The following is a 16,010-nucleotide window of genomic DNA, read 5'->3' as shown; positions in this document are numbered from 1 at the left end:
CTTCACTCCCGATGGTCGTGGGTCTGGGTGATACGGCCCTGTTCCACGTGGAACAAAGCGACTGGCGTTTCCGTCTGCCAGCCTTCCCTCAATAATTCGTGGTCTACACAGGTGATAAACACCTGGCAGCGTAAGTCTTCCAACAAGCGGCATAACGCTCGGCGGTGTTGTTCGTCTAGTTCAGACGGCAAATCATCCACCAGATAAATACACTGACCGCGCCGGGCTTGGCTAACCAAGTGCCCTTGGGCAATCCGCAGCGCGCACACCACCAACTTCTGCTGACCACGGGACAAGATATCCGCGGCATTATGAGCGCCTAGTCTAAGACGCAAATCAGCTCGTTGGGGCCCCGCCTGGGTATGGCCGATCTGCTGATCCCGTTGCAAGGACGTGGCGAGCACCGCGCTCAGTTCACGCTCTTTATCCCAACCACGGTAGTAGCTCAGCGTCAGCCCTTCGAGATCCAACAACTCACTCAAGGTCTGCTCAAAGACTGGTTTCAAGGCTTTGATATAGGCACGGCGGTATTCATCTATTTCGTCGCTGGCCAGGCACAGTTCCCGGTCCCAGGCCGCTTGCGAAGCGGCGTCAAGTGTACCATGCCGCAGCCACGAGTTCCGCTGCCGCAGGGCCTTCTGCAGGCGCTGCCAAGTGGCCATGAACCGCGGCTCCACATGGAAGACGCCCCAATCGAGGAACTGTCTGCGGATTTTCGGCGCACCTTCCAGAAGGCGAAAACTGTCAGGGTTGATCAGTTGCAACGGCAGGATTTCGGCCAGTTGCGCGGCACTACGGGCGTTTTGCCCGTCGATGCGAATTTGAAACTCCCCCTGGCGATCACGAGATATCCCCAGGCTGCTACACCCACCCTCAGCCAATTCGACTTGGCCAAATACCGTGCAAGCCAACTGCTCGTACTGAATCACCGGCAATAGGCGAGCGCTGCGAAAGGAACGTGCGAGGCCCAACAGGTGAATGGCTTCCAGCACACTGGTTTTGCCACTGCCATTGGCGCCGTGGAGGATATTGATGCGAGGTGATGGGGAGAAGGTCACCGGGTGCAGATTGCGCACCGCGGTGACCGAGACGCGACTAAGGGACATCTAGCTTCTGCTGAGCATGATTACAGGCGCATCGGCATAACAACGTAAGCCGAGTCGTCGTTGTCGGATTCCTGCACCAGGGCGCTGCTATTGGAGTCCGACAGAATCAGGCGAACCTGTTCGGTGGTCATTACACCCAGCACGTCCAGCAGGTAGCTCACGTTAAAGCCGATTTCGAGCGAGCCGCCGTTGTAGTCGACACCCACTTCTTCTTCAGCCTCTTCCTGCTCCGGGTTATTGGCCTGAATTTTCAGCTGACCGTTGGCCAGTTGCAGGCGAATACCACGGTACTTTTCGTTCGACAGAATCGCAGTACGGCTGAACGCTTCACGCAGGGCCTGACGATCACCAATCACCAGCTTGTCGCCACCTTTAGGCAGCACGCGCTCGTAGTCCGGGAACTTGCCATCAACCAGCTTAGAGGTGAAGGTGAATTCGCCAGTGGTAGCGCGGATGTGGTGCTGACCCAGGACGATGCTGACATTGCCATCCGGCTCGGTGAGCAAACGCGCAAGCTCAAGAATACCTTTACGCGGCACAATCACCTGGTGACGGTCAGGCTGGCCGATATCGGCCTTCATCGAGCACATGGCCAGACGGTGACCGTCGGTGGCAACGGCGCGGATAATGCCTTCCGATACTTCCAGCAACATGCCGTTGAGGTAGTAACGTACGTCCTGCTGGGCCATGGCGAAGCTGGTGCGCTCGATCAAACGGCGCAGCTTGCTTTGCTCCAGGCTGCAGGTCAGCGAGCCCGGGCCCTCTTCCACCGTTGGGAAGTCGTTGGCAGGCAACGTCGACAGGGTGAAACGGCTTCGACCGGCCTTGACCACCAGCTTCTGCTCATCAACCTTGATGTCGATCAGCGCGTCGTTGGGCAGGCTCTTGCAGATGTCCATCAGCTTGCGTGCTGGCACAGTGATTTCGCCCGGCTCAGCAGGCTCTTCCAGTTGAACACGGCCAACCAGTTCGACTTCCAGGTCGGTACCGGTCAAGGACAATTGCTGGCCTTCGACCACCAGCAATACGTTGGAGAGCACCGGCAAGGTCTGTCGGCGCTCGACGACGCCTGCGACCAGTTGCAGGGGTTTCAACAGGGCTTCGCGTTGAATGGTGAAATGCATGGTCTAGTCCCTTGCCTTAATAAGCTGCACTGGTGTCATCAAGTAGTCAGTGTACGCAGCAGGTTCTTGTAGTCCTCGCGAATATCCGCGTCGGATTCCTTAAGTTCGTTGATCTTGCGGCACGCGTGCAAGACCGTGGTGTGGTCGCGACCGCCAAACACATCACCGATTTCCGGCAGGCTGTGGTTGGTCAGCTCTTTGGAGAGCGCCATGGCCACCTGACGAGGACGTGCCACCGAGCGCGAGCGGCGCTTGGAAAGCAGGTCAGAAATCTTGATCTTGTAGTACTCAGCCACGGTGCGCTGAATGTTATCCACACTCACCAACTTGTCTTGCAGTGCCAGCAGGTCTTTCAGGGATTCCCGAATCAACTCGATGGTGATGTCGCGACCCATGAAGTGCGAGTGAGCGATAACCCGCTTGAGCGCACCTTCCAACTCACGCACGTTGGAGCGAATGCGTTGAGCGATAAAGAAAGCAGCATCGTGGGGCAGATCGACTTTCGCCTGGTCGGCCTTTTTCATCAGGATCGCGACGCGGGTTTCCAGCTCCGGCGGCTCTACCGCAACGGTCAGCCCCCAGCCAAAGCGCGACTTCAAACGCTCTTCCAGGCCTTCGATTTCCTTCGGATAACGGTCACTGGTCAAGATGACCTGTTGGCCACCTTCGAGCAACGCGTTAAAGGTGTGGAAAAACTCTTCCTGGGAACGTTCCTTGCGAGCGAAGAATTGAATGTCATCGATCAGCAAGGCATCAACCGAGCGGTAGAAACGCTTGAACTCGTTGATGGCGTTGAGCTGCAACGCCTTGACCATGTCCGCTACGAAGCGCTCCGAGTGCAGGTACACGACCTTGGCATTCGGGTTCTTCTTTAATAGGTGGTTACCCACAGCATGCATCAAGTGCGTCTTACCCAAGCCAACACCACCATAAAGGAACAGCGGGTTGTAACCATGCTTGGGGTTATCGGCCACCTGCCAGGCTGCCGCGCGGGCCAGCTGGTTGGATTTACCTTCGACGAAGTTTTCGAAGGTGAACGTACGGTTCAAGTAACTGGTGTGCTTGAGCGCACCTTCTACCTGGACGGTGCGCTGTTCTGCGCGGACCGGCGCTTGCTGAGAGCTGGCACCGGCCATTGGATCGAAGCTGTCGCGCGACGGCTCTTCATTTATAGGTGCGTTTTTTTGCGACGCTGATTTCGAAGGCGTCTGGGCGACCGGTGCGGGTGAGTTATTAACAGGTGCCACTGCTGCCTGAGCCTGAGAGGCACTCGCGGCCAACGGCGCATTCGGCGCAGCACGCGGTGCAGAGCTGCGTTTGCTGCCTATTAATAAGGAAAGCACAGGCGCAAGGCCATTACCGTGCTCATCGAGCAATTCGAGAACGCGGCTCAGGTACTTCTCATTGACCCAGTCGAGAACAAAACGATTCGGCGCGTAGACACGCAACTCGTCGCCTTCGGCTTCGACCTGTAGCGGACGGATCCAGGTGTTGAATTGCTGGGCAGGCAGCTCTTCGCGCAAAAGCTCCACGCACTGCTGCCAAAGTTCCACTGACACGGATATCCCCTAAGTTGAAAGCCGGTGAGGCAAAAACAGCCGCCATTGTAGCGGTCAGTCGCCTACTTATCCACACGTAGGTTGCTCACAGGGCACCCAAAATCAATGCGTTAAGCGTAAAAAAGCCGACCAGTGGTCTGTGCATAAGCTCTGTGGATAAGCGCACCTAAGCTCGTTGTACAAGTGGGGTCGAAAGTCTGTGGGTAACTGGCCTGTGGATAAAACCCCATTCCACACACAGCTTATCCGACAGCGCAGCACAGGCAGAGCACCGTTTCTCCCCCGTGTTGTCATTCTCTGTACACCACGTGGAATATGGCCTTAAGGAAGTTATCCACAGATGATCGCCACCCTAGCTTTTATAAGCTTTACAGAAAAGCTTTAAATAACTTCCTTCTTTATTTTTATATCTATCGTCCTGCTCATGAAAGCCGAGCGAACAGAAACGCGCTGATAGGCCAGAAGAATCTAATTAAAGGAAAAGCTGGTTGGAAATTGACCTAGAGGCTTGCTTTCTCTAGAATCGCCGGTCTCTTAAAACGGGGGCCATTCCGGCCCGTTGTGGACGAACCAGGTAACAACGCCATGAAACGTACTTTCCAACCAAGCACCATCAAACGCGCCCGTACTCACGGCTTCCGTGCTCGCATGGCTACCAAGAACGGCCGTGCTGTCCTGTCGCGTCGCCGCGCCAAAGGTCGTGCGCGTCTGGCAGTTTGATAATCCGGTACTGGTGGTGAGTCAGGACTTCAGTCGGGAAAAGCGTCTGCTAACCCCCCGGCACTTCAAGGCAGTCTTTGACTCCCCCACCGGCAAGGTTCCGGGGAAAAATCTCCTGCTCCTTGCGCGTAACAACGATCTGGATCACCCCCGTCTCGGGTTGGTGATCGGCAAGAAGAGCGTAAAGCTCTCCGTTGAGCGCAATCGCCTCAAGCGTCTGATGCGCGAATCGTTTCGCCTCCACCAGGACACTCTGGTTGGTTGGGATATTGTTATCGTCGCGCGCAAAGGCTTGGGGGATGTAGAAAACCCCGAATTGATTCAGCATTTCGGCAAGCTCTGGAAACGTTTGGCGCGTACCAACAAGCCAGCACCAGCAGTCAGCACCGAAACTGTAGGGGTAGACAGCACCAATGCGTAAACTGGCCCTCGTTCCGATCCAGTTTTACCGTTATGCCATTAGTCCTCTGATGGCCGACCACTGTCGTTTCTACCCCAGTTGTTCCTGCTACGCGTTAGAGGCCATAGAAAATCATGGTCTTCTGCGCGGTGGCTGGCTGGCCTTTCGTCGTTTAGGCCGCTGTCATCCGTGGAATCCCGGTGGTTTTGACCCGGTTCCACCTATCCCTACCTCCCGTTCTTCTTCGATGGCCGAGTAATCATGGATATTAAACGCACGATCCTGATCGTCGCCCTGGCAATCGTGTCCTATGTCATGGTTCTTAAGTGGAACCAGGACTATGGCCAGGCTGCCCTGCCGACTCAGAATGTTGCTACCAATCAGGCTGCTCCGGCTATTCCGGACACCCCGTTGGGTAACAATGCGTCCGCCAGTGCCGATGTACCCAGCGCGAATGCCGATACCAGCACCCCTGTAGAAACGCCGGTTGTCACTAACAAAGACCTCATCCACGTAAAAACGGATGTGCTCGACCTGGCTATCGACCCTCAAGGTGGTGATATCGCGCAGTTGAAACTGCCGCTGTATCCACGTCGCCAAGACCATCCGGATGTTCCGTTCCAGCTGTTCGATAATGGCGGCGAACGTGTTTATCTGGCCCAAAGTGGCCTGACCGGCACTGACGGTCCGGATGCTCGTGCTACCGGTCGTCCGGTTTATTCGACCGAACAAAAGACTTATCAACTGGCTGATGGCCAGAACCAGTTGAACGTTGACCTGAAATTCAGTCACGACGGCGTCAATTACATCAAGCGTTTCAGCTTCACCCGTGGTTTGTACGACTTGAAGGTCACTTACCTGATCGACAACGAAAGCGCCAAACCGTGGACGGGCAACCTGTTTGCCCAGCTTAAGCGTGACAACAGCGCCGATCCTTCTTCCAGCACTGCCACCGGCACCGCGACTTACCTGGGCGCCGCCCTGTGGACAAGTAGCGAGCCGTACAAAAAAGTGTCGATGAAAGACATCGACAAGGGCGCGCTGAAAGAAACAGTCCAAGGTGGATGGGTCGCCTGGTTGCAGCACTACTTCGTGACCGCATGGATCCCGAACAAGGGTGAAGCCAACCTGGTTCAAACCCGCAAAGACAGCCAAGGCAACTACATCATTGGTTTTACTGGCCCGGCGTTGACCGTCGCTCCAGGTGCCAAGGCTGAAACCAGCGCCACGCTGTATGCCGGCCCGAAAAGCCAAGCGGTACTGAAAGAGTTGTCCCCAGGTCTGGAACTGACTGTGGACTACGGCATTCTGTGGTTCATTGCCCAGCCGATCTTCTGGTTGCTGCAACATATCCACAGCATCGTTGGTAACTGGGGCTTCTCGATCATCTTGCTGACCATGCTGATCAAAGGGATCTTCTTCCCTCTGTCGGCAGCCAGCTACAAGTCGATGGCACGTATGCGGGCCGTGGCTCCGAAACTGGCCGCGCTGAAAGAGCAACATGGTGATGACCGGCAGAAAATGTCGCAGGCCATGATGGAGCTGTACAAGAAAGAGAAGATCAACCCGCTGGGTGGATGCTTGCCGATTCTGGTACAGATGCCGGTGTTCCTGTCGCTTTACTGGGTACTCCTGGAAAGCGTCGAAATGCGCCAGGCTCCGTTCATGCTGTGGATAACTGACCTGTCGATCAAAGACCCGTTCTTTATCCTGCCGATCATCATGGGCGCGACCATGTTTATCCAGCAGCGCTTGAACCCGACTCCGCCGGACCCGATGCAAGCCAAGGTAATGAAAATGATGCCAATCATCTTCACCTTCTTCTTCCTGTGGTTCCCTGCAGGTCTGGTGCTGTACTGGGTGGTCAACAACTGCCTGTCGATCTCTCAACAGTGGTACATCACACGTAAAATTGAAGCGGCTACCAAAAAAGCTGCAGCATAATTTACTCTGTGGATAACCACTCAAGACGCCCCCTAGTGGGGCGTTTTGCTTTCCGTCACTTTTGTTCTGGAACCTGCTGATGAGCGCTCCTCGTGAAACCATCGCTGCTGTCGCGACCGCCCAAGGTCGTGGCGGTGTCGGTATCGTTCGAATTTCCGGGCCTCTCGCCAGCGTGGCAGCCCAGGCCATCAGCGGCCGCGAGTTGAAACCCCGATACGCCCACTACGGCCCATTTCTGGACGCCGATAGCACCGTGCTGGACGAAGGCCTGGCCCTGTATTTTCCTGGCCCAAACTCGTTCACGGGTGAAGATGTACTGGAACTACAAGGGCATGGCGGCCCGGTGGTATTGGATATGTTGCTACAGCGCTGCCTGCAGTTAGGTTGCCGCTTGGCTCGCCCGGGAGAGTTCAGCGAGCGGGCATTCCTCAACGATAAGCTTGACCTGTCCCAGGCCGAAGCGATTGCTGACCTTATCGAGGCCAGTTCTGCGCAAGCGGCGCGCAATGCGTTGCGGTCGCTGCAGGGGGCTTTTTCCCTGCGTGTGCACAACCTCACCGAGCAACTGATCAGCTTGCGCATCTACGTTGAGGCCGCCATTGATTTCCCAGAGGAAGAAATCGACTTCCTTGCCGATGGCCATGTCCTGGCAATGCTGGATAAAGTTCGTGATGAGTTATCCACAGTTTTGCGTGAAGCCGGACAGGGTGCATTGCTGCGCGACGGCATGACGGTAGTGATTGCCGGTCGTCCGAATGCAGGCAAGTCCAGCCTGCTGAATGCCCTGGCAGGTCGTGAAGCCGCCATCGTGACCGAGATTGCAGGCACCACCCGGGATATCTTGCGTGAACATATCCACATCGATGGCATGCCGCTGCACGTGGTTGATACCGCCGGCTTGCGCAATACCGATGACCAGGTCGAAAAGATCGGCGTGGAACGCGCGCTCAAGGCGATCGGCGAAGCGGATCGGGTGCTGCTGGTGGTGGATGCCACAGCACCTGAGGCCGTGGACCCGTTTGCCTTGTGGCCGGAGTTCCTTGAGCAGCGACCAGATCCCGCCAAAGTGACCTTGATCCGCAACAAGGCGGACCTGACCGGCGAAGCCATCGCCATGGAAACCAGCGAAGATGGCCACGTTACCATCAGCCTGAGTGCCAAGTCGGCCGGTGACGGCCTGGAGTTGTTACGCGACCATCTCAAGGCGTGCATGGGCTATGAGCAGACCTCGGAAAGCAGCTTCAGTGCACGCCGCAGGCACCTGGAGGCACTGCGTCATGCCAGCGCGGCGTTGGAGCACGGTCGGGCTCAGCTGACGTTGGCGGGCGCAGGGGAGCTGCTGGCTGAGGATTTACGTCAGGCACAACAGCTGCTGGGCGAAATAACCGGCGCATTCAGCTCCGATGACCTTCTGGGAAGGATCTTTTCCAGCTTCTGCATCGGTAAATAACCCTTCGTTGTCCACAGACAGGCCATTCGTGCCTGTCTGTTTCGCCCGCTTCAGGGCATCTCATTCCATCTTTTGATTCACCACTGTGCCTATGGCGGCTTTTGTGTGCGCGCTATTGGGTCACGTGGGCCAATTTCTGTGGATTAAGCCCTGTGAATAACCGCCCTTGTGCCCAGTTGATAACAGGGCTTGAAACCTGAGTAAAAACCCCTCTGTGGATAAAAACCTGTTTAATCCACAGGCTTAAAGCACTTATCCAAGGGCCTCATTGGCACATGACCACAGACTTTTGAATCGCTGTACACATTGTAAATAAAGGCCTGTAGAGATCTATCCACAGAAAGTAGGCTCAGTAGAAATAAACATAAAAACAAAGATCTTATAAATTTCTTCTCTTTTAATTTCTATTGTCTGTGATTCATCCACAGCTGGTTAAATTTTGTGCAAAGGGTTCTTTAGGAAGGGCTAAGTCCCTATACTTGCCGCCAAAGCTCTAAAACTCTTTCAACAATCAATTCCTGATTACCTACATAAGCAGGCACGAGGTGCGTGGTGGATTTCCCTTCCCGTTTTGAAGTGATCGTCATCGGCGGCGGTCATGCCGGTACCGAGGCAGCACTGGCCTCAGCACGCATGGGCGTCAAAACCCTGTTGCTGACGCACAACGTGGAAACCCTCGGAGCCATGAGTTGCAACCCCGCCATTGGTGGCATCGGCAAAAGCCATCTGGTCAAAGAAATTGACGCCCTGGGCGGTGTCATGGCCATGGCTACCGACAAGGGTGGTATTCAATTTCGCGTGCTCAACAGCCGCAAAGGCCCGGCCGTTCGTGCGACTCGGGCGCAGGCTGATCGCATCCTGTACAAGGCGGCGGTTCGCGAAACCCTGGAAAACCAACCGAACCTGTGGATATTTCAACAAGCCGCGGATGACCTGATCGTCGAACAGGACCAGGTACGCGGTGTTGTCACCCAAATGGGCCTGCGTTTCTTCGCTGAATCCGTGGTGTTGACCACCGGTACATTCCTCGGCGGACTTATCCACATCGGTATGCAGAACTATTCCGGTGGTCGCGCTGGCGATCCGCCGTCGATTGCCTTGGCAAAACGCCTGCGTGAATTGCCGCTGCGTGTCGGTCGCCTGAAAACCGGGACCCCGCCGCGTATCGATGGGCGCTCTGTGGATTTTTCGGTAATGACCGAACAAGCCGGCGATACGCCGATTCCGGTGATGTCGTTCATGGGCTCCAAGGAACAGCACCCGAAACAGGTCAGTTGCTGGATTACCCACACCAACGCCCGTACCCACGAAATCATTGCCGCGAACCTTGATCGTTCGCCGATGTATTCCGGGGTGATTGAAGGCATTGGCCCGCGTTATTGCCCGTCGATCGAAGACAAGATCCACCGCTTTGCCGACAAGGAAAGTCATCAGGTCTTCATCGAGCCCGAAGGCTTGACCACTCACGAGCTATACCCGAACGGGATTTCCACGTCCCTGCCCTTCGACGTGCAGATCCAGATCGTGCAGTCGATTCGCGGCATGGAAAACGCACACATCGTGCGCCCGGGCTACGCCATCGAATACGACTACTTCGACCCGCGTGACCTGAAGTACAGCCTGGAAACCAAAGTGATCGGCGGCTTGTTCTTCGCCGGGCAAATCAACGGCACGACAGGTTACGAAGAAGCCGGCGCCCAAGGTTTGCTGGCCGGGACCAACGCAGCGCTGCGTGCGCAAGGCAAAGACAGCTGGTGCCCGCGTCGCGATGAGGCGTACATCGGCGTATTGGTCGACGACCTGATTACCCTGGGGACTCAGGAACCGTATCGGATGTTTACGTCCCGGGCGGAATACCGCCTGATCCTGCGCGAAGACAACGCTGACCTGCGCTTGACCGAAAAAGGTCGCGAGCTGGGCTTGGTCGACGACGCCCGCTGGGCCGCCTTCTGCAAAAAACGCGAAAGCATCACGCTGGAAGAGCAACGCCTGAAAAGTACCTGGGTTCGCCCGGGCACCCAGCAAGGCGACGCGATCGCCGAAAAATTCGGCACGCCGCTGACCCACGAATACAATTTGCTCAACCTGCTGTCCCGTCCGGAAATCGACTACGCTGGTCTGGTCGAAGTGACAGGCGAAGGTGCCGAAGACCCACAAGTGGCCGAGCAGGTTGAAATCAAGACCAAATACGCCGGTTACATTGACCGCCAGCAGGACGAGATCGCTCGCTTGCGCGCCAGTGAAAACACCAAGCTGCCTGTGGATATCGACTACACCGGGATTTCCGGTTTGTCGAAAGAAATTCAAAGCAAGCTGGGGATAACTCGGCCGGAGACATTGGGTCAGGCGTCACGTATTCCCGGCGTCACCCCGGCAGCGATTTCGCTGTTGATGATTCATTTGAAAAAACGCGGCGCGGGCCGTCAGTTGGAGCAAAGCGCTTGAGTTCGTTGGTCACCTCGCAACACGCCGAAGAGTTATCCACAGGGGCACGCCAGTTGGGTGTTGACCTGACTGCTGCCCAGCACGAATTACTGCTGGGCTACCTGGCCCTGTTGATCAAATGGAACAAGGCTTACAACCTGACTGCGGTGCGCAATCCTGACGAAATGGTTTCCCGTCATTTGCTCGACAGCCTGAGCGTGATGCCGTTTATCGAAAACGGCCGCTGGCTCGATGTTGGCAGTGGCGGTGGCATGCCAGGTATTCCCCTGGCCATCCTGTTTCCGGACTCGCAAGTGACGTGCCTGGACAGCAACGGCAAGAAAACCCGCTTCCTGACCCAGGTCAAACTCGAGCTCAAGTTGGATAACCTACAAGTTATCCACAGTCGGGTCGAAGAATTCACGCCTGAACAGCCTTTCAACGGAATTGTTTCCCGGGCGTTCAGCAGCATGGAGAACTTCAGTAACTGGACTCGCCACTTGGGCGACCGCGACACTCGCTGGCTGGCAATGAAGGGCGTTCATCCAAGCGACGAGCTGTTAGCATTGCCGGCAGACTTCCACCTCGATAGCGAACACGCCTTGGCCGTACCCGGTTGCCAAGGCCAACGCCATCTGCTGATACTGCGCCGCACGGCATGATTGGGAACACAAGCAAGAATGGCTAAGGTATTCGCGATAGCGAACCAGAAAGGTGGCGTGGGCAAAACCACCACCTGCATCAACCTCGCAGCATCCCTGGTTGCTACCAAGCGCCGGGTGCTGTTGATCGATCTCGATCCACAGGGCAACGCCACCATGGGTAGCGGTGTGGATAAACACGGCCTGGAAAACTCGGTCTACGACTTGCTGATCGGCGAGTGCGACCTGGCCCAGGCCATGCACTACTCCGAACACGGCGGTTATCAACTGCTGCCGGCCAACCGCGATTTGACGGCGGCGGAAGTGGTGTTGCTGGAAATGCAGATGAAAGAAAGCCGTCTGCGCAGCGCCTTGGCGCCGATCCGCGAGAACTACGACTACATTTTGATCGACTGCCCGCCTTCACTGTCGATGCTGACGCTGAACGCATTGGTGGCGGCCGATGGGGTCATTATCCCCATGCAGTGCGAGTACTACGCACTCGAAGGGTTGAGCGACCTTGTGGATAACATTAAGCGAATCGCTGAACTGCTCAACCCGAACCTGCAGATCGAAGGCCTGTTGCGCACGATGTTCGATCCGCGCCTGAGCCTGATGAACGATGTGTCGGCGCAGCTCAAGGAACACTTTGGCGATCAGCTTTACGACACCGTGATCCCACGTAACATCCGCCTGGCCGAAGCGCCAAGCTATGGCATGCCCGCGCTGGCGTACGACAAATCATCGCGTGGTGCCATTGCCTACCTGGCACTGGCCGGCGAGATGGTTCGCCGTCAACGCCGCAACTCACGCACCGCTGCTGCCCAGCCAACTTAAGGAATTCCCATGGCCGTCAAGAAACGAGGTCTCGGACGTGGACTGGATGCACTGCTGAGTGGTCCTACCGTCACTTCGCTTGAAGAACAAGCGGTGCAGGCCGACGAGCGCGAGCTGCAACACCTGCCGCTGGACCTGATCCAGCGTGGTAAATACCAGCCACGCCGCGACATGGACCCGCAGGCGTTGGAAGAGCTGGCCAATTCGATCAAGGCCCAGGGCGTAATGCAGCCGATCGTGGTGCGCCCGATCGGTGGCGGCCGCTTCGAAATCATTGCCGGCGAACGCCGCTGGCGTGCCAGCCAGCAGGCCGGTAAGGACACCATCCCGGCGATGGTGCGCGATGTGCCGGACGAAACCGCCATCGCCATGGCATTGATCGAGAACATCCAGCGTGAAGACCTCAACCCGATCGAAGAAGCGATCGCGTTGCAGCGCCTGCAGCAGGAATTCCAGCTGACCCAGCAACAAGTGGCCGATGCGGTGGGTAAATCCCGCGTGACGGTGTCCAACTTGCTGCGTTTGATCGCGCTGCCCGAAGTGATCAAGACCATGTTGTCCCACGGCGACCTGGAAATGGGTCATGCACGTGCTTTGCTCGGTTTGCCGGAAAATCAACAGGTTGAAGGGGCGCGACACGTTGTCGCACGGGGGCTCACCGTTCGTCAGACCGAGGCCCTGGTTCGGCAGTGGCTGAGCGGCAAACCTGCACCGGTCGAAACCGCCAAACCTGATCCGGATATCGCGCGTCTCGAGCAGCGCCTGGCCGAGCGCCTAGGCTCTGCGGTGCAAATTCGCCATGGCAAGAAAGGCAAAGGGCAATTGGTGATCGGATATAACTCGCTTGATGAGCTTCAAGGCGTCCTTGCCCACATCCGCTGAAACATTTGCTTATGTAGCGCGCGATCGGAAAACACTACCCGACAGTTGAATAGGGGCAGAACCGCCCCTATACTCTGCGCGCATTTTGTCGGCACAAATTATGCCAAGTTATTGATTTCCGGCAGCCGACCATTGAGGAGCAAGAGTGATGGAAACCCGCACGCCAAACACGTTGCCGTTCCATCGCTTGGCCGTTTTCCCGGTTTTATTGGCTCAATTTGTCGTTTTGCTGATCGCCGCATTGGCGCTTTGGTATTGGCATGGAGTCGTAGCCGGGTATTCAGGACTCTGCGGAGGCCTGATAGCCTTGCTGCCCAATATGTATTTTGCTCACAGGGCCTTTCGGTTTTCCGGCGCCCGAGCAGCCCAGTCCATCGTCCGGTCTTTTTATGCTGGCGAGGCAGGGAAATTGATTTTGACGGCAGTGCTGTTTGCACTGACCTTTGCAGGTGTGAAGCCATTGGCGCCGCTGGCTGTATTCGGCGTCTTCGTGTTGACCCAACTGGTCAGCTGGTTCGCTCCCCTGCTAATGAAAACAAGACTTTCGAAACCTTAGGGCGTTTGAGGCAACCATGGCAGAAACAACCGCTTCGGGCTATATCCAGCACCACTTGCAGAACCTGACCTTCGGTCAGCTTCCCAACGGCGGCTGGGGCTTCGCCCACACCGCAGCAGAAGCCAAAGAAATGGGCTTCTGGGCATTCCACCTGGATACTCTGGGTTGGTCTGTCGCATTGGGTCTGATCTTCGTCCTGATTTTCCGCATGGCGGCAAAGAAGGCGACTTCCGGTCAGCCAGGTGCTTTGCAGAACTTCGTTGAAGTATTGGTCGAATTCGTCGATGGCAGCGTGAAAGACAGCTTCCATGGCCGTAGCCCGGTGATTGCACCGCTGGCACTGACCATCTTCGTCTGGGTGTTCCTGATGAACGCCGTCGACCTGATTCCGGTCGACTGGATTCCTCAGCTGGCCATCCTGATCACCGGCGATCACCACATTCCATTCCGTGCGGTTTCCACCACGGACCCTAACGCCACCCTGGGCATGGCCCTGTCGGTGTTTGCGTTGATCATTTTCTACAGCATCAAGGTCAAGGGCATCGGCGGCTTCATCGGCGAACTGACCCTGCACCCGTTCGGCAGCAAGAACATCTTCGTTCAAGCCCTGCTGATCCCGGTGAACTTCCTGCTGGAGTTCGTGACCCTGGTCGCCAAGCCGATTTCCCTGGCCCTGCGACTGTTCGGCAACATGTACGCCGGCGAGCTGGTATTCATTCTGATCGCTGTGATGTTCGGCAGTGGTCTGCTCTGGCTTAGCGGCCTGGGCATCGTTCTGCAGTGGGCGTGGGCTGTGTTCCACATCCTGATCATCACCCTGCAGGCGTTCATCTTCATGATGCTGACCATCGTCTACCTGTCGATGGCGCACGAAGAGAACCATTAAGACCAGTCTCGACTAGTCTGATGTCCTTCCCGGTAACACGGGAAGGTGGCCCACCAGGGCTATGAAACGATTTGTTTTACCGCTTTAAAATCTAAAAAACCTAAACCATACGACGTAAAAGTCGGGAGGAAAGATGGAAACTGTAGTTGGTCTAACCGCTATCGCTGTTGCACTGTTGATCGGCCTGGGCGCCCTGGGTACTGCCATTGGTTTCGGCCTGCTGGGCGGCAAATTCCTGGAAGGCGCAGCGCGTCAGCCAGAAATGGTCCCAATGCTGCAAGTTAAAATGTTCATCGTCGCCGGCCTGCTCGACGCCGTGACCATGATCGGCGTTGGTATCGCTCTGTTCTTCACCTTCGCGAACCCTTTCGTTGGTCAACTCGCTGGCTAATCACTCGAATTTTTCGAGTTGATTGGGGTGATGGACAACGAATGAGCGAGGTGTTGGCGTGAACATTAATGCAACCCTGATTGGCCAATCCGTTGCGTTCTTCATTTTTGTAGTGTTTTGCATGAAGTTCGTGTGGCCTCCGGTCATCGCGGCTTTGCACGAACGTCAGAAGAAGATCGCGGATGGTTTGGACGCTGCCACCCGTGCAGCTCGCGACCTGGAGTTGGCCCAAGAGAAAGCGGGTCATCAACTGCGCGAAGCTAAAGCACAGGCAGCTGAAATCATTGAGCAAGCCAAGAAACGCGGTAACCAGATCGTCGAAGAGGCTGTTGATAAAGCCCGCGTCGAAGCTGACCGTGTGAAGGCTTCGGCTCATGCCGAGATCGAACAGGAACTGAACGGCGTCAAAGACGCGCTGCGTGCCCAACTGGGTGCTCTGGCGGTCGGCGGTGCTGAGAAGATCCTCGGTGCCACAATCGATCAAAACGCGCACGCGGAGCTGGTTAACAAACTGGCTGCTGAAATTTAAGCGAGGGCGATCATGGCAGAACTGACCACGTTGGCCCGACCTTACGCTAAGGCAGCCTTCGAGCACGCCCAGGCCCACCAGCAGCTGGCCTCTTGGTCAGCCATGCTCGGCCTGGCTGCAGCAGTGTCGCAAGACGACACCATGCAGCGCGTGCTCAAGGCCCCGCGCCTGACGAGCGCAGACAAGGCCGCCACTTTTATTGAAGTGTGCGGCGACAAGTTTGATGTGAAGGTGCAGAACTTCATCCACGTCGTTGCCGAAAACGACCGTCTCCCGCTTCTGCCGGAGATTGCCGCTCTGTTCGACCTGTACAAGGCCGAAGCAGAGAAATCGGTAGACGTTGAAGTGACCAGTGCTTTCGCATTGAACCAAGAACAGCAAGACAAACTCGCCAAGGTTCTCAGTGCACGACTCAATCGGGAAGTGCGCCTGCAAGCTACGGAGGACGCATCCCTGATTGGTGGTGTCGTTATCCGCGCCGGCGACCTGGTTATCGATGGCTCGATTCGCGGCAAAATCGCGAAACTTGCCGAAGCATTGAAATCTTGAGTTTGAAGGGGC

The 16,010-nt window shown here is 56.4% G+C and carries 17 protein-coding genes; 14 read left to right on the top strand and 3 right to left on the bottom strand.

Translation table 11 applies throughout. The annotated features are described in order from the left end of the window. Nucleotides 1–2 precede the first annotated feature (2 nt). From recF to dnaA, 3 genes are read right to left on the bottom strand one after another with little or no spacing between them, the layout of a single operon-like run. Nucleotides 3–1,106, bottom strand: coding sequence for a DNA replication/repair protein RecF (gene recF / locus A7D21_RS20700; RefSeq protein WP_053258803.1), 1,104 nt, complete (start codon nucleotides 1,104–1,106; stop codon nucleotides 3–5). 20 nt (nucleotides 1,107–1,126) lie between these two features. Continuing rightward, a complete protein-coding gene (dnaN, locus tag A7D21_RS20695) occupies nucleotides 1,127–2,230 on the bottom strand; it encodes a DNA polymerase III subunit beta (RefSeq protein WP_053258802.1) in 1,104 nt (367 codons plus the stop codon). Between the two features lie 38 nt (nucleotides 2,231–2,268). Next, the gene (gene dnaA / locus A7D21_RS20690) at nucleotides 2,269–3,789 is read right to left on the bottom strand and encodes a chromosomal replication initiator protein DnaA (protein WP_053258801.1); all 1,521 of its coding nucleotides are present in this window, start codon (nucleotides 3,787–3,789) and stop codon (nucleotides 2,269–2,271) included. Between the two features lie 585 nt (nucleotides 3,790–4,374). Between dnaA and rpmH the strand changes: the two genes are divergently transcribed. The 14 genes from rpmH to A7D21_RS20630 all read left to right on the top strand — a co-directional run bounded on the left by rpmH (nucleotide 4,375) and on the right by A7D21_RS20630 (nucleotide 15,998). Continuing rightward, complete coding sequence (gene rpmH, locus A7D21_RS34545; protein ID WP_003213577.1) at nucleotides 4,375–4,509, top strand: 50S ribosomal protein L34; 135 nt, start codon at nucleotides 4,375–4,377, stop codon at nucleotides 4,507–4,509. Nucleotides 4,510–4,525: 16 nt separating this feature from the next. Beyond that, nucleotides 4,526–4,930, top strand: coding sequence for a ribonuclease P protein component (rnpA, locus tag A7D21_RS20685; protein ID WP_026013533.1), 405 nt, complete (start codon nucleotides 4,526–4,528; stop codon nucleotides 4,928–4,930). Next, entirely contained in the window at nucleotides 4,923–5,168 is a 246-nt protein-coding gene (gene yidD / locus A7D21_RS34540; protein WP_073636650.1) for a membrane protein insertion efficiency factor YidD, read from the top strand. Before rnpA ends, yidD begins: the two co-directional genes overlap by 8 nt. A gap of 2 nt (nucleotides 5,169–5,170) precedes the next feature. Next, nucleotides 5,171–6,853: a membrane protein insertase YidC gene (yidC, locus tag A7D21_RS20680; RefSeq protein ID WP_053258800.1), complete on the top strand. Its 1,683-nt coding sequence runs from the start codon at nucleotides 5,171–5,173 to the stop codon at nucleotides 6,851–6,853. Between the two features lie 79 nt (nucleotides 6,854–6,932). After that, nucleotides 6,933–8,303 carry a tRNA uridine-5-carboxymethylaminomethyl(34) synthesis GTPase MnmE gene (gene mnmE / locus A7D21_RS20675; protein WP_069552553.1) on the top strand — a complete coding sequence of 457 codons (1,371 nt, stop codon included), beginning with the start codon at nucleotides 6,933–6,935 and terminating at the stop codon, nucleotides 8,301–8,303. A 552-nt stretch (nucleotides 8,304–8,855) separates the two neighbouring features. After that, the gene (gene mnmG, locus A7D21_RS20670) at nucleotides 8,856–10,748 is read left to right on the top strand and encodes a tRNA uridine-5-carboxymethylaminomethyl(34) synthesis enzyme MnmG (protein WP_053258822.1); all 1,893 of its coding nucleotides are present in this window, start codon (nucleotides 8,856–8,858) and stop codon (nucleotides 10,746–10,748) included. Then, nucleotides 10,745–11,389: a 16S rRNA (guanine(527)-N(7))-methyltransferase RsmG gene (gene rsmG, locus A7D21_RS20665; RefSeq protein WP_053258798.1), complete on the top strand. Its 645-nt coding sequence runs from the start codon at nucleotides 10,745–10,747 to the stop codon at nucleotides 11,387–11,389. Before mnmG ends, rsmG begins: the two co-directional genes overlap by 4 nt. A gap of 18 nt (nucleotides 11,390–11,407) precedes the next feature. After that, entirely contained in the window at nucleotides 11,408–12,205 is a 798-nt protein-coding gene (locus A7D21_RS20660; protein WP_016978715.1) for a ParA family protein, read from the top strand. A 9-nt stretch (nucleotides 12,206–12,214) separates the two neighbouring features. Next, nucleotides 12,215–13,087, top strand: coding sequence for a ParB/RepB/Spo0J family partition protein (locus tag A7D21_RS20655; protein WP_053258797.1), 873 nt, complete (start codon nucleotides 12,215–12,217; stop codon nucleotides 13,085–13,087). A 148-nt stretch (nucleotides 13,088–13,235) separates the two neighbouring features. Next, a complete protein-coding gene (locus A7D21_RS20650; protein ID WP_053258796.1) occupies nucleotides 13,236–13,643 on the top strand; it encodes a F0F1 ATP synthase subunit I in 408 nt (135 codons plus the stop codon). Nucleotides 13,644–13,659: 16 nt separating this feature from the next. After that, nucleotides 13,660–14,529, top strand: coding sequence for a F0F1 ATP synthase subunit A (atpB, locus tag A7D21_RS20645; protein ID WP_053258795.1), 870 nt, complete (start codon nucleotides 13,660–13,662; stop codon nucleotides 14,527–14,529). 133 nt (nucleotides 14,530–14,662) lie between these two features. Continuing rightward, on the top strand, nucleotides 14,663–14,920 hold the full coding sequence (atpE, locus tag A7D21_RS20640) for a F0F1 ATP synthase subunit C (RefSeq protein ID WP_002555987.1): 258 nt from the start codon (nucleotides 14,663–14,665) through the stop codon (nucleotides 14,918–14,920). 58 nt (nucleotides 14,921–14,978) lie between these two features. Beyond that, nucleotides 14,979–15,449, top strand: coding sequence for a F0F1 ATP synthase subunit B (locus A7D21_RS20635; protein ID WP_016970692.1), 471 nt, complete (start codon nucleotides 14,979–14,981; stop codon nucleotides 15,447–15,449). A gap of 12 nt (nucleotides 15,450–15,461) precedes the next feature. Continuing rightward, nucleotides 15,462–15,998, top strand: coding sequence for a F0F1 ATP synthase subunit delta (locus tag A7D21_RS20630; protein WP_053258794.1), 537 nt, complete (start codon nucleotides 15,462–15,464; stop codon nucleotides 15,996–15,998). Nucleotides 15,999–16,010 lie beyond the last annotated feature (12 nt).

Source organism: Pseudomonas sp. AP19 (assembly GCF_001728855.1).
GTDB classification, from domain to species: Bacteria; Pseudomonadota; Gammaproteobacteria; order Pseudomonadales; family Pseudomonadaceae; genus Aquipseudomonas; species Aquipseudomonas fluorescens.
This window is presented reverse-complemented; position numbering and strand designations above follow the sequence as displayed.

Coding starts and splice junctions, on each gene's coding strand:
- atpE (WP_002555987.1), top strand. CDS start 14,663: ATGGAAACTGTAGTTGGTCTAACCGCTATCGCTGTTGCACTGTTGATC.
- mnmE (WP_069552553.1), top strand. CDS start 6,933: ATGAGCGCTCCTCGTGAAACCATCGCTGCTGTCGCGACCGCCCAAGGT.
- atpB (WP_053258795.1), top strand. CDS start 13,660: ATGGCAGAAACAACCGCTTCGGGCTATATCCAGCACCACTTGCAGAAC.
- A7D21_RS20650 (WP_053258796.1), top strand. CDS start 13,236: ATGGAAACCCGCACGCCAAACACGTTGCCGTTCCATCGCTTGGCCGTT.
- dnaN (WP_053258802.1), bottom strand. CDS start 2,230: ATGCATTTCACCATTCAACGCGAAGCCCTGTTGAAACCCCTGCAACTG.
- recF (WP_053258803.1), bottom strand. CDS start 1,106: ATGTCCCTTAGTCGCGTCTCGGTCACCGCGGTGCGCAATCTGCACCCG.
- rpmH (WP_003213577.1), top strand. CDS start 4,375: ATGAAACGTACTTTCCAACCAAGCACCATCAAACGCGCCCGTACTCAC.
- A7D21_RS20660 (WP_016978715.1), top strand. CDS start 11,408: ATGGCTAAGGTATTCGCGATAGCGAACCAGAAAGGTGGCGTGGGCAAA.
- A7D21_RS20630 (WP_053258794.1), top strand. CDS start 15,462: ATGGCAGAACTGACCACGTTGGCCCGACCTTACGCTAAGGCAGCCTTC.
- A7D21_RS20655 (WP_053258797.1), top strand. CDS start 12,215: ATGGCCGTCAAGAAACGAGGTCTCGGACGTGGACTGGATGCACTGCTG.
- yidD (WP_073636650.1), top strand. CDS start 4,923: ATGCGTAAACTGGCCCTCGTTCCGATCCAGTTTTACCGTTATGCCATT.
- yidC (WP_053258800.1), top strand. CDS start 5,171: ATGGATATTAAACGCACGATCCTGATCGTCGCCCTGGCAATCGTGTCC.